This is a genomic window from Pseudoalteromonas arabiensis (genome assembly GCF_001550155.1).
Taxonomy (GTDB): Bacteria; Pseudomonadota; Gammaproteobacteria; order Enterobacterales; family Alteromonadaceae; genus Pseudoalteromonas; species Pseudoalteromonas arabiensis.
On sequence record NZ_LRUF01000018.1, the window covers coordinates 1 to 13238 of the forward strand.

A 13238-nucleotide genomic window follows, 5' to 3' on the forward strand; every position below is an offset into this window, starting at 1 on the left:
TGTTCAGCGTCTTTCGTTGCTGCCCGCCGTGTCAGTGGGGTCGCATTATAGGGAGATGGATTTTTTACGCAAGCACTTTTTTCAATAAAATTTAAAAAAAACTGCTGTTCGCTCAGCTTTTGAACTAAACACCCTAAAACTGGGTGTTTTGCAGTCAATTTAGGCCTGTTTTGGTGTATTTATTTGCTTCGCTGTTACACTAGACTGAGCACATTTTAAAATTAAAAGGTGAATTTATGACTATCCGTTCTTATAAAGGGATCACTCCGACATACGATAATAGTGTTTATATTGATGAGTCATCGGTTTTAGTCGGTGATATTTCGCTTGGTAAAGATTCAAGTGTATGGCCTCTTGTTGCTGCGCGAGGTGATGTTAACTATATACGTATTGGTGAACGTACGAACATTCAAGATGGCAGTGTTTTACATTTAACACGTGCCTCTAAGTCAAACCCCGATGGTTACCCTCTTATTATTGGTAATGATGTCACTGTGGGTCATAAAGTTATGCTACACGGCTGCCAACTTGGTAATCGTATACTTGTTGGGATGGGTGCAATTGTGATGGACAACGCTATTGTTGAAGATGATGTGATCATTGGTGGTGGTTCGCTGGTACCACCTAACAAGCGTTTAGAGTCTGGCTACCTCTATGTAGGTAGCCCAGTTAAGCAGGCTCGCCCTTTAACAGAGCAAGAGCGCGCCTTTTTAAAAATATCAGCAGATAATTATGTTCAGCTTAAAGATGAATACTTAGTAGAGGGCTAAAACACCTCGGTTAATTCAATTTGCCCTGCCGAGTTATACTGCTGATCTTCGATCAGTTGCTCGGCGAGCTCTTCATAATCGAAACGATAAGATTCAAAGTAATTAACCGCACTGCTTTGATCAGCAAAATCATACTTGCTGGTATCAATAACACACTCCACCATCAAGCCACTTACTTGAGCAAAGAACAGCAACTGCTTTTCTTCTGGCTTAAATTCGAATCGGTCGATAAATTGGATAGCTTGATTCACGCTACTTCTCCTGCTTTAAGCGCGGTAACAACGGGGATGATTTCTGGCATTTTATTGCGCCATACAAAATAAGCTTGTGCCGCTTGGCCAACCAGCATGCCACAACCATCGAGTGTTAAACATGTCGAGTTAATCGACTTAACCCAACTGATAAATGCCGTATCGTCATCCGCGTAAAACATATCGTAAGCACACTGACACTTAGCAACATACTCTTCTGCTATACCTGGCAAGTCGCCAGTAACACTGCTTGAGGTAGAGTTAATAACCACGTCATAGTTGTTTGCTGGGATATCAGTTAAAGCAAAGCCTTGCACATCTATTTCACCATTAAAATGACTCGCTAGTGCCTTTGCTTTTTCAGCGGTACGGTTGGCTATTGTTAAGCTTCCGATTTGCTCATTCAATAATGGCTGAATGACACCTCGCGCCGCCCCCCCCGCTCCAATAAGGAGTACTCGCTGCCCTTTTAAGGTGACATTGTTGGCTACAAGATCTTTAACAAGCCCTACACCATCGGTGTTATCACCGAGTAAGCGGCCATCTTCGAGTTGTTTAATAGTGTTTACTGCTCCAGCTATTTTCGCTTGCTCTGTTAGTTCATCGACCATAGCAAACGCCTGCTCTTTAAATGGCAAGGTGACATTAGCGCCTTTACCACCCGTAGCGAAAAACCCAGCGACAGTTTTTTCAAATGCATCTGTTGGTGCTAAAATGGCGTTGTATTGTATTTGCTCGTTTAATGATGCAGCAAATTGTGCGTGTATTGCGGGTGATTTCGAATGTTTGATTGGATTTCCAAAAACCGCGTATTTGTCCATAGTGAAGCAACCTCTTCGCCCTGTAGAGCTTTATTAATATTATGATTAAACGACTTTTTTCTAAATCGAAACCAACGCCTGAAACACCTACTCCAGAAAAAACACCTTACGAAATTATCGGCGGTGAAGCAGGCGCTCGCGCAATTGCAAATCGATTTTACGACATAATGGCCACAGATGAATACGCCAAACCATTATATGATATGCATCCTCAGCCTTTAGATAGAATTCGCCAAGTATTCTTTGAATTTTTATCGGGCTGGCTAGGCGGCCCTGACCTTTTCGTTGAAAAATATGGTCACCCAATGCTAAGAAAGCGTCACATGCCTTTCCCTATTGATCAAGACCTACGCGATCAATGGATGCATTGCATGAATAAAACGCTCGATATCGAAATTGATAACCCACTACTTCGCGAAGGGTTAAGACAATCTTTATCGCAACTCGCCAGTCATATGATCAATCAACATTAAGCTTGAGTTATATCAATGTATGCTTTTTCTAAATAAAGATAATACTCTTTCCTTAGTTTAGAAAAAGCGTCGTTGAATGAAGTCTATCCAATTTAAAATTTATGCCTTGTTGGCACTGACAGGTGTCTTGGTATTATTTGCCAGCATATTTAGCAGCGCCCAGCAACAACACGAATTAGCGCAAGATACTGTTGAAAGCAACATAAAATTACTTGCCGATAATTACTTTGATTCTATTAACACCATGATGCTCACAGGCACCATGGCAAACCGTGAAATTCTTAGCAACAAGCTTAGAAGCCATCCAAATATCAAAGATGCACATATTATTCGCAGCCCCATTGTTAATAAAATTTATGGACCAGGCAATGCCAATCAAGTTGCCACAACCGATACCGAACAAGCGGCACTGGCAGGTACAGAAGCATTATATATAGATAACAACAGTACGATGACCTATCTTAAACCTATGTTTGCTAGCAGTGACTATAAAGGCACCAACTGTTTAGGATGCCATCAAGCGCAAGAAGGCGATGTGCTTGGGGTCGTTAAAATCAGTTATTCATTAGCCGATATTGAACATGAAGTATCACAAAATACGTTAATGAACACTTTACTGTTAGCAACTATATTCATAACTGCGTTCTCCTTATTAGCAGTCATGTTTAGAAAAGTATTTATTAAACGCTTGAAGATGATTAGCCATACGATGCACTTGGCAACCACAAACAAAGATTTGAGCCTTAAAGTTAATGATGATAATAACGATGAACTTAGCTCACTCGCCACCAGCTTTAATCACATGATTGGTGCGTTTAAAGATAATATTGCCCAAGTATCACACTCATCAAAAGTGTTAATCCATTCAGCGGAGAGTATATACACTTCAGCAGATGCCACTGAGCAAGCCATAATACAACAAAAGCAAGGTACTGACTCCGTTGCAGCCGCAATAAATGAACTTGAAAGTTCATCAAGTGAAGTTAAAAATACAACGCATTTTGCATCTGAAAAATCAGAACACAGTAATCAACTTGCACAGCAAAGCTTGCAAGTTGCAGAGCATACCGAACATAGCATTAACCAACTTGCGACAGATGTCCGTGCAGCCGCAGATCAAGTCTCTGAACTTCAGGCGCAAACTTTAGAAGTCGGTAAAGTATTAGAAGTGATCAGTAGTATTGCCGAGCAAACTAACTTACTTGCACTCAATGCTGCTATTGAAGCTGCGCGAGCAGGCGAAGCCGGTCGTGGTTTTGCAGTAGTAGCAGATGAAGTTAGAACGCTTGCGAATAGAACCCATGACTCCACGGATGAAATTCGCCGAACAATAGATAAGCTACAGAGCGAAGCGGCACAAACAGTTAGCACTATGAATAATTCATGTGAAGAAGCTGATGAACGTGCTGTACAAGTTAAGCAAGTTGCTAAAGCCTTGCGTGATATTTCTTTGCAAATGAGTGAAATAAATCAACTCAATGTACAAATAGCCGATGCCACCGAGCAACAAAATCTTGCCGCAGAAGAAATAAATAGGAGTGTGGTCGCTATCAGTGATAACGCAGAGCATTCGTTGGTTGATGCTCATGAAAATCAAAAAGTCAGTGAAGAGCTCTTATCATTAGCACGCTCTTTAGATGAGCAAGTTAGACGCTTTAAATTTAACTAGATAAAATACTTGAACGTGCAGGTTGTCACCTTTATATAAAGTGACAACCTAAGCACTTTAAAGCTGCCATTCACGCGCAACTAACTCAGATTCCTCTGTATTTAGCCATTCTTGCGGTCTTAAGTAATATTGATAAAGCTTTGCTTCAGGGCTATTTTCAACAGGGGTATAACTATACTCCCAACGAGCGAGTGGCGGCATAGACATTAAAATCGATTCTGTCCGTCCACCAGTTTGTAGACCAAATAAAGTACCACGATCCCACACTAGGTTAAATTCAACGTAGCGGCCACGGCGGTAAAGCTGAAAATCTCGTTGCTGCTCTGTAATTGGCGTATTTTTACGACGCTCAATTATAGGTAAGTAAGCATCTAAAAAGCCATTTCCAACAGCTTGCATAAAAGCAAAACTCTGCGCAAAACCGAGCTCGTTTAAATCATCAAAGAATAAACCACCTACCCCACGTGTTTCGCTGCGGTGCTTTAAATAAAAATACTCATCACACCATGTTTTATACTTATCGTACACATCTTCACCAAATGGCTGACATAAGTCACTTGCTACTTGATGCCAATGCTGTACATCTTCGAACACCGGATAAAAAGGTGTTAAATCAAAACCACCTCCGAACCACCAAATTGGCTCCTCGCCTTCTTTTTCAGCAATAAAGAAACGCACGTTAGCGTGGCTAGTTGGAATGTGTGGGTTATTAGGATGGATCACCAATGATACACCGCAAGCATGAAAACTACGACCAGCGAGCTCTGGACGATGCGCGGTTGCAGAGGCTGGCATTGAAGCGCCAAACACATGCGAGTAATTTACCCCGCCCTGCTCAATGATATTGCCACCTTGAATAACGCGAGTACGACCACCACCGCCTTCAGCTCGTTGCCAATTATCTTCAACAAACTTTGCTTTGCCGTCAGTATTCTCAAGGCCCGCACAAATTGTGTCTTGTAAAGCCATTAAATAGGTTTTTACTTGTTCGAGTAGCTCGCTTTGCATGGTTATCCTCTGAAAACTTTTCCGGTCATTGCGTCTTTAATTACACTGGGGTTCACGTTCCCACCAAGCGGCTCATCAACATAAAAATCGACGCTATCAGCAAATTCGCTTTTTGCTTGCGTGATACTCATTACTGTTGGTCGGCCAGTTAAATTTGCACTTGTTGAAACCAGTGGTTTGCCGAATTGCTGGCACAGTTTTTTTACCGTTGGATGGTTCGTTACACGCACAGCAATAGTATCAAACTGACCCGTTAACCATTTTGGTGTCTGCTTTGCGGCTGGCATTACCCATGTAATCGCCCCTGGCCACTGCGAGAAGATATCTGCCCGTTTATCCATTGGGATTTTAGCATCATCAACATACTTTAATAACTGACCATAGTTATCAGCAATTAAAATTAAGCCTTTTTCAATTGGCCGCTGCTTAATTGCTAAAAGCTTTTCTACAGCTGCTTGGTTATCAGGATCACAACCAAGACCAAATACAGCTTCAGTTGGATAAACAATCACACCGCCTTGGTTTAAGGCTTCAATAGGATTAGCTGGTTGAGCAACAGGATCGGACAAGAATATCTCCTAACTATAATAGGGAACGAATATGTTAAGACTCTGCAAGCTTATGCATACAGGCTTTTTGTGGGCATTGTAACACAACGCCCGATGCAGTTTTCTTCTCTGTCATTATAGGCCAATCACAAGCGGGACACGTCTTAGACACAGGTTTGTTATTAAGGGTATATTTGCAACGAGGATAACAGTCGCATGAGTAGAATGTTTTACCAAATTTATTGCTACGGGAAACCAACTTGCCTTTTTTGCATTTTGGGCAGCTAGGAAGCACCTCTGTATTACTAGGCTCTTCATCATGCGCAATATAATGGCAATCAGGATACCCTGTGCAACCAATAAACATGCCATAGCGGCCATTTTTAATCACCAATGGCTTGCCACACTCAGGGCATGCACTGTCTTCGAGTACTTTAATTTGCTGACTATCATGATGAGCCAAAGGACGAATAAAATCACACTTAGGGTAGCTTGCACAGCCTAAAAAAGGCCCTGACTTTGAATTTCGCATGACCAATTCAGAACCACATTTAGGGCAAACCTCATATTCTTTCTCTAATGCGTGTTTATCTGCAGAAAAAAGAGAATGATCGATTTTACTCATAAGGTTCCTGTTAGGCTGGCTAATTTTCGCCTAATATACCCAAACTCAACAAAGATACAAGCAAAGTCGAACTAATGAAGCACATCAGCGGGCTCATCAAAGATCAAATCTTCCATTTGTGCATATGCTTGCTCAGATCCTGGCACATTAAACAGCACCATTAACACCACCCATTTTAAGTCCTCAAGTAAAATAAACGGTTTATCAAGCGCGCATAATCTATCTATTACCATTTCACGCGTAATGCTATTTATGACGCCTATTTGCTCAATAAACATTAAAAAGCCGCGGCACTCCGTGCAAAGCATTTGGCATTCACTGTCGGTATAAATACGCATAGCATGTTGCGGCTGCGCGTTTAGGTACGGATACACGTCACTTTGCTGCAAGTCAGCCAATTGCTCAAGCCAGTCAAGTGCTTTATAAATTTCAGGTTTATTAAACCCTGCTCGAACCAACTCATCAGTAAGCTCGTTTTCTTCAGTAAAAATTTCAGCTTCACTATGGATATAGTTTTCAAAAAGATACATGAGGATGTCAAACATATTTATGTCCTCCAAGTCTTATATAGCCATCTAGCACTCGCTCTACTTTATCTGCGAGCTCTAGGTCAAGTAACCGAGCTTGTACTTCATCAACAGGTAACTGAGTGCGTTGAGTAATAACATCGACACTTGTTACCTCAAATCCTATACTTTGAAACACAGGGCAGTCGTGTTCTTCGATGATAGGCTCTTCTGTTATATATAGACTGTTTTCACAAAAAAAGCTCACTTCATCAAGAATATCACTTATATTTTCGACTAATTTAGCACCTTGCTTTATCAAAAAATGGCTAGCTTCTGAAAGCGGGTTTTTAATTGAGCCGGGCACTGCAAAAACATCCTTATTTTGCTCAAGTGCATAACGTACCGTGACTAAAGAGCCGCTTTTTATTTGTGCTTCGACAATTAAAACACCAAGTGAAAGACCTGATATTATTCTATTTCTACGGGGGAAGTTCGCTGCATTAGCAGCTGTACCAGGCAAGAACTCCGATATAAGCAATCCGCGTTCTGCTACCTGTTTTGTCAATAGTTTATGACGCTTAGGGTAAGCAATATCTAACCCTGTACCAAGCACAGCAATGGTTTTTCCAGAACCAGCCAGAGCCCCTTTATGAGCGGCACCATCAATGCCAAGTGCCATACCAGAAGTAACTGTGATGCCAGCACAACTTAATTGATGTGCAAACTCAGCTGCGATCTCGAGCCCTGTAGGAGTTGCATGTCGGCTGCCAACAATCGCAACTTGTGGTGAAGTTAAAAGCTCAATATTCCCCATACAGAATAGTAATAAAGGTGCACTGGCAATTTCCTTTAACTGTGCGGGATAGTGATCATCAAAGTAACAAATGGTGGTTATTTGGTAAGCATGAATAAGTTCTTCGTAGTAAGCGACTTTTTGCCAATCGGTATTAGCGAGATTATCAGCTTGGTTTTTTGTTAAACCTAAATTCTGCAGCTGTGTACTTGTAAACGAAAAAAGCTCACTTAAGACGTGGTTTTGGGCCAATGCTATAAGGCTTTTAATTCCCAGCCCTTTACATAAATAAAAGGCAAGCCAATGAGATAGCTTGCCTGAAATCTGTTCCATGCTCCCTCCTTAGAGCATCCTGAGTGTGGGTTAGTTTATGACAGCATAGTCACCAACTCGAATAGGATGCTGATTTTTCACAATCAATGCATAGCTCACGTTATCGTATACCTTAAACACCATGAGTTCGCCTACTTTCTCTTTAGGCATGTGCCATACCTTGCTATCTTTGTCTGCTTCCACACCAAAATACTCATTAGTATCCGTGATTAGCTTCTCAAGACTCGTTGAGTCTTCACGATAACGAGGGCCACTTCGACCATCAAACACCTCTGGAGATTGACGTTCAATATCAAGTACAAAACCAGGCTTGACCTGTTCTGCACCTAAATTTAAAACAACAATATCCATGGTGCTAAATTCTCGCAGCTCATTTGCTGACGCGATAATTGTACCGTTAAGCTCACCTTCTGGACGTTTCATATTGAAATAGGCTGGTAACATTTGTCCGTCCATTGCAGGCATTAAGAAATCATTCGGTTTAATTTCTTGTTTTACCATCTCAATCTTAACGGACGCTGGTACACCATGTTCAACATCACCACTTCTAAAGGCACGTACAATTGCAACTAATTCAGCTTTATTGGCTAACACTTCATTTGTATTAGGGTCTACTAACTCATTTCCTTTACGATAAACGCCATATGCTTCATTTAAATTTAAATTACCTTTCACATAAAGAATATGACCCATGGTATTCATTTTTGTATTCACACTGGCACCTAAAATATATGGCTTATCTGCCATAACCTGATGACCGATTGCTTGCTCGTAGGTCAAATATGGGCGCAGCAGTTCAAGGGGTAATGTGGGTACAGCCTGTTTACCTTTAGGTGTAATACGCCCTTCTGGAGAGAGTTTTTTATACCGGCTATTTTTAACTAAACGCGGTTTTCCATCTTGATCATAAATTAAAGTAAGCGCATCACCTGGGTATATCAAATGAGGATTGGCTATTTGAGGATTCATTTGCCATAACTCTGGCCATTGCCATGGATGATTAAGATATATGCCTGATATATCCCAAAGCGTGTCCCCTTTTTTTACAACATATTGTTTTGGAGCATCTTTTTTTATTGTTAACACATCAGCTGCTGCTGAAAATGCACAGCTAATGGCTAATAAAGCCGCAACTAACGGATATTTCATTTGGCTTCCTAGTGTTGTTTTTAGATTATTATCAACCAAAACCTGTTAAAGGTGAACACGAATGGCTAAAATAAAAGCATACAATACCCTAAATGAATCACAAGTGTAAAAGGTAACTATGGCTAGGTTAGATGTTTTAAGATTTCCGGATGAGCGTTTACGTACAATCGCGAAAGAAGTACCAGAAGTAAACGATGATGTTCGTCAAATCGTCAAGGACATGCTTGAAACTATGTATGACGAGAACGGTATCGGCTTAGCAGCAACGCAAGTAGATATCCACCAGCGAATTGTGGTGATCGATGTCTCAGAAGAGCGCGACCAACCGCTAGTACTAATCAACCCAGAAATCACCAAGAAAGATGGCTCAACGGTGAGTGAAGAAGGTTGTTTATCTGTGCCTTATTCTTATGCGAAAGTTGACCGTGCAGAAACAGTGACTGTTAAAGCACTGAATGAAAATGGTGAGGAATTCAGCCTAGACGCTGACGAGCTCTTAGCGATTTGTATTCAGCATGAGCTTGATCACCTAAAAGGCACTCTATTTATTGATTATTTATCGCCTCTAAAGCGCCAACGTATCCGTAAGAAGCTTGAGAAAGAAGCGAAGCTGGCAGCTAAATCATAAATCAATCAATAGGAATACCTGTGACACAACCATTACGTATTATTTTTGCTGGTACGCCGGATTTTGCTGCGCGCCACTTACAAGCCTTAATAGACTCCGAGCATGATATTGTTGGTGTTTATAGCCAACCAGATCGCCCTGCAGGCCGTGGCAAAAAGCTTAAAGCCAGTGAAGTAAAAGAACTCGCACTTGCTCACGATTTACCCGTATTTCAACCGCAGTCATTAAAATCTGATGAAGCACTTGCAGAGCTTACCAGCCTGAACGCAGATATTATGATTGTGGTGGCATACGGCTTACTGCTTCCAAAAGCGATTTTAGATGCACCGCGCTTAGGCTGCTTAAACGTGCATGGCTCTATTTTACCGCGCTGGCGTGGTGCTGCACCGATTCAACGCGCGATTTGGGCTGGCGACAGTGAAACTGGTGTAACAATAATGCAAATGGACGAGGGCTTAGATACCGGCGATATGCTGCACATCAGCCGCTGCCCTATTGATAACACAGAAACCAGTAGTTCTTTATACGATAAACTGGCTGCACTTGGACCTGATGCTCTGATCAGTACCATAAATCGTCTCGCTGCAGGTGAAATCACCCCAGAAAAGCAAGATGACGCACTAGCAAATTACGCCAAGAAGCTATCAAAAGACGAAGCTAATATTGATTGGTCAATGGATGCTGTGCAAATTGAGCGTAATATCCGTGCCTTTAATCCATGGCCTGTTTGCTTTACTGAAATGGCAGGACAAACGGTAAAAATTTGGCAAGCAGACGTTGTATCGCAAACTGCACAAGCAGGTAAAATCATTGCTGCTGATAAGCAAGGTATTACCGTTGCCTGCGGGCAAGATGCACTTAAAATCACCCTTCTTCAACCACAAGGTAAAAAACCAATGGCTGTCAGTGACTTTTTAAATGGTCGCAGTGATTGGGTAGAGCCTGGTTCAGTATTAGGTCAAAGCAATGAGTAATGTAAGAGCACTGGCTGCTGAAACTCTCTACAACGTGGTCGATAAAGGCGCGTCGCTTAATCAAGAACTGCCTTTTGCAAGCCAAGGTTTATCACCGAAAGATAAAGCCCTACTGCAACAAATTTGCTATGGTGTGCTGCGCTATTTACCTAGTTTAGAGAATTATTGCCAGCAACTTTTAGATCAACCGCTAAAAGGCAAGCGCCGTATTTTCCAGTTTTTGTTGTATGTGGGTATTTACCAACTCCAACATATGCGTGTACCGCCTCATGCGGCAATCAGCGAAACAGTTAATGCGCTTCAGCAAATGCGTGCACTGGGTTTAAAAGGCCTGATTAACGCTATTTTACGTAGTTTCCAACGTGAACAAGCTGAGCTTGAAGAAAAAGCGCAGCAAATTCCGGTTTGCAAATTTAACCACCCTGGTTGGTTTATCAAACAAGTAGCCGCGGCATACCCTGATAACTGGCAAGAAATTCTTGAAGCGAATCAGCTACAAGCACCTATGTGGTTACGGGTCAACCAAGCGCAATACAGCACTCAAGAATACAGCGAGATGCTTAAAGCGAATGATATTGAGCATACCCTTAATGCTGACTTTCCTGATGGTATTAAACTAGCTAAACCGTGTGATGTATACGCATTACCAGAATTTGATACCGGAGCCTGTTCTGTACAAGATGCTGCGGCACAATTAGCTGCACGCTTTTTAGAGCCACAAAATGATGATGTCATTTTAGATGCGTGTGCTGCACCTGGTGGTAAAACGTGCCATATTCTAGAGCTTGCCGATGCCGATGTATTAGCACTTGATAGCGACAGCGAACGCCTAGAACGTGTTAAACAAAACTTAGTGCGTATTGGTTTAGCTGCCGATCTACAATGTGCCGATGCTTCACAACCGCATATCTGGTGGGATGAGCAGCAATTCGACCGTATCTTGCTTGATGTGCCTTGTTCCGCTACCGGCGTTATTCGTCGTCACCCTGATATTAAATGGTTACGTCGTGCATCTGATATTGAAGATCTGGCTAATTTACAAGGCGATATCCTAAATAGCATCTGGCCTCTACTTAAGCCAGGTGGTACGTTAGTTTATGCGACCTGCTCTGTATTACCGCAAGAGAACCAACAACAAGTTGCTAAGTTCCTTGCCAATAATCAAAGTGCTGAACACATACCTCTGCATGAAAACGATACGCCTGCGTTACCTGGCCTACAATTACTGCCTGGTGAAAGTGACGGTTTCTATTATGCAAAGCTAGTTAAAAAACACTAATAAGAACACGCTATGAAAATAATCATACTCGGTGCCGGACAAGTTGGTGGCACATTGGCAGAAAACCTCGTAGGTGAGCAAAATGAGATCACCGTTGTTGATATCGACGGTAACCGTTTGCGAGAGCTACAAGATAAGTACGACTTACAAGGTGTTACTGGCCACAGTGCGCATCCCGATGTATTGCGCCGTGCAGGTGCAGAAGACGCCGATATGATTATTGCCGTAACCAGTTCTGATGAAGTGAACATGGTTGCTTGCCAAGTTGCTTATAGTATTTTTAACACGCCAACCAAAATTGCCCGTATTCGCTCAGAGCAATACTTAAAGTACCGTGAAAAGTTATTCCATAACGATGACTTACCTGTTGACCACTACATTGCTCCAGAAGCACTCGTTACTAAGTATATTCGTCGCTTAATCGACTACCCGGGTGCTTTACAGGTATTACAATTTGCCGATGGCATGTTATCGCTGGTTGCGGTGAAAGCCTATTACGGTGGTTTGCTGGTGGGTTATGCGCTTTCAGCCTTGAAAGAACACATCCCGAATGTCGAAACCCGTGTCGCGGCTATTTACCGTCAAGGTAAAGCGATTAAACCGCTTGGCACCACGGTTATCGAAGCAGACGATGAAGTGTTCTTTATCGCTGCAACAAAGCATATTCGCGCAGTCATGAATGAGCTTCAAAAACTCGAACGTTCATACAAAAAAATCATGATTGCCGGTGGTGGTAATATCGGTGCGGGCCTTGCGCGTTCACTTGAGAAAAACCACAGCGTTAAGCTGCTTGAGCGCAATAAAGAGCGCGCAGCCCAGCTTTCTGAAATGCTTGATAATACAGTAGTATTTTGTGGCGATGCCTCAGATCAAGAGCTGTTATCTGAAGAACATATTGAGCAAGTGGATGTATTCATCGCAGTGACTAACGACGATGAAGCAAACATTATGTCTGCGATGCTGGCAAAGCGTATGGGCGCACAAAAAACCATGGTGCTTATTCAGCGTGGTGCCTATGTTGACTTAGTACAAGGTGGTGAAATTGATATTGCTATTTCACCTCAGCAAGCCACTATATCGGCGCTGCTAACACACGTTCGCCGTGGTGACATCGTTAATGTTTATTCGTTACGTAAGGGCGCAGCAGAAGCCATTGAGGCTGTCGCTCACGGTGATGAGCATACTTCTAAAGTGGTTGGCCGAGCAATTGCTGATATTAAGCTACCAGCAGGCACAACCATTGGTGCTATTGTGCGTAATGATGATGTACTGATTGCTCATGATGATACGGTGATTCAATCGGGAGATCATGTGATTATGTTCTTAATCGACAAGAAACACATTACTGTTGTTGAAAAGCTATTCCAAGTAAGCGCTATATTCCTTTGACTTTTGGCATAAAAAAAGC

15 protein-coding genes are annotated in these 13238 nt (G+C 42.2%); 7 read left to right on the forward strand and 8 right to left on the reverse strand.

All coding sequences use genetic code 11. The features are described 5' to 3' along the window. The first annotated feature begins 236 nt into the window (after positions 1–236). A complete protein-coding gene (locus tag PAARA_RS07445) occupies positions 237–770 on the forward strand; it encodes a gamma carbonic anhydrase family protein (protein ID WP_062568427.1) in 534 nt (177 codons plus the stop codon). Here the strand turns inward: PAARA_RS07445 and PAARA_RS07450 are convergent. Together PAARA_RS07450 and aroE are read right to left on the reverse strand one after the other, a co-directional pair. Continuing rightward, entirely contained in the window at positions 767–1021 is a 255-nt protein-coding gene (locus PAARA_RS07450; protein ID WP_062568428.1) for a DUF1488 family protein, read from the reverse strand. The genes PAARA_RS07445 and PAARA_RS07450 overlap by 4 nt on opposite strands. Then, on the reverse strand, positions 1018–1842 hold the full coding sequence (aroE, locus tag PAARA_RS07455) for a shikimate dehydrogenase (RefSeq protein WP_062568429.1): 825 nt from the start codon (positions 1840–1842) through the stop codon (positions 1018–1020). The genes PAARA_RS07450 and aroE overlap by 4 nt, the downstream gene beginning before the upstream one ends. Before the next feature lie 41 nt (positions 1843–1883). Here aroE and PAARA_RS07460 point away from each other — a divergent pair, with 41 nt between their 5' ends. Together PAARA_RS07460 and PAARA_RS07465 are read left to right on the forward strand one after the other, a co-directional pair. Further along, positions 1884–2315 (forward strand): group II truncated hemoglobin, encoded by a 432-nt coding sequence (locus PAARA_RS07460; protein WP_062568430.1) that lies wholly within the window; start codon positions 1884–1886, stop codon positions 2313–2315. 76 nt (positions 2316–2391) lie between these two features. Beyond that, positions 2392–3984, forward strand: coding sequence for a methyl-accepting chemotaxis protein (locus tag PAARA_RS07465; protein WP_062568431.1), 1593 nt, complete (start codon positions 2392–2394; stop codon positions 3982–3984). 57 nt (positions 3985–4041) lie between these two features. Here PAARA_RS07465 and hemF read toward each other — a convergent pair whose 3' ends face one another. The 6 genes from hemF to PAARA_RS07495 all read right to left on the reverse strand — a co-directional run bounded on the left by hemF (position 4042) and on the right by PAARA_RS07495 (position 8949). Further along, positions 4042–4992, reverse strand: a complete 951-nt coding sequence (gene hemF, locus PAARA_RS07470) for an oxygen-dependent coproporphyrinogen oxidase (protein WP_062568432.1) — start codon at positions 4990–4992, stop codon at positions 4042–4044. Positions 4993–4994: 2 nt separating this feature from the next. Further along, positions 4995–5567, reverse strand: coding sequence for an L-threonylcarbamoyladenylate synthase type 1 TsaC (gene tsaC / locus PAARA_RS07475; RefSeq protein WP_420806952.1), 573 nt, complete (start codon positions 5565–5567; stop codon positions 4995–4997). A 28-nt stretch (positions 5568–5595) separates the two neighbouring features. Beyond that, positions 5596–6165 carry a DNA topoisomerase family protein gene (locus PAARA_RS07480; RefSeq protein ID WP_062568434.1) on the reverse strand — a complete coding sequence of 190 codons (570 nt, stop codon included), beginning with the start codon at positions 6163–6165 and terminating at the stop codon, positions 5596–5598. Positions 6166–6236: 71 nt separating this feature from the next. After that, on the reverse strand, positions 6237–6710 hold the full coding sequence (locus PAARA_RS07485) for a DUF494 family protein (RefSeq protein ID WP_062568435.1): 474 nt from the start codon (positions 6708–6710) through the stop codon (positions 6237–6239). Then, on the reverse strand, positions 6703–7800 hold the full coding sequence (gene dprA / locus PAARA_RS07490; protein ID WP_062568436.1) for a DNA-processing protein DprA: 1098 nt from the start codon (positions 7798–7800) through the stop codon (positions 6703–6705). Before dprA ends, PAARA_RS07485 begins: the two co-directional genes overlap by 8 nt. Positions 7801–7830: 30 nt before the next feature. Further along, positions 7831–8949 carry a LysM peptidoglycan-binding domain-containing protein gene (locus PAARA_RS07495; RefSeq protein ID WP_062568437.1) on the reverse strand — a complete coding sequence of 373 codons (1119 nt, stop codon included), beginning with the start codon at positions 8947–8949 and terminating at the stop codon, positions 7831–7833. Positions 8950–9067: 118 nt separating this feature from the next. Between PAARA_RS07495 and def the strand changes: the two genes are divergently transcribed. The 4 genes from def to trkA are packed head-to-tail and all read left to right on the forward strand — an operon-like array spanning position 9068 to position 13219. Continuing rightward, positions 9068–9577 (forward strand): peptide deformylase, encoded by a 510-nt coding sequence (gene def, locus PAARA_RS07500; protein WP_062568438.1) that lies wholly within the window; start codon positions 9068–9070, stop codon positions 9575–9577. Between the two features lie 20 nt (positions 9578–9597). After that, on the forward strand, positions 9598–10551 hold the full coding sequence (fmt, locus tag PAARA_RS07505) for a methionyl-tRNA formyltransferase (protein ID WP_062568439.1): 954 nt from the start codon (positions 9598–9600) through the stop codon (positions 10549–10551). Further along, positions 10544–11830 (forward strand): 16S rRNA (cytosine(967)-C(5))-methyltransferase RsmB, encoded by a 1287-nt coding sequence (rsmB, locus tag PAARA_RS07510; RefSeq protein ID WP_062568440.1) that lies wholly within the window; start codon positions 10544–10546, stop codon positions 11828–11830. Before fmt ends, rsmB begins: the two co-directional genes overlap by 8 nt. A 12-nt stretch (positions 11831–11842) precedes the next feature. Further along, positions 11843–13219: a Trk system potassium transporter TrkA gene (gene trkA, locus PAARA_RS07515; protein ID WP_054563775.1), complete on the forward strand. Its 1377-nt coding sequence runs from the start codon at positions 11843–11845 to the stop codon at positions 13217–13219. Positions 13220–13238: the final 19 nt, after the last annotated feature.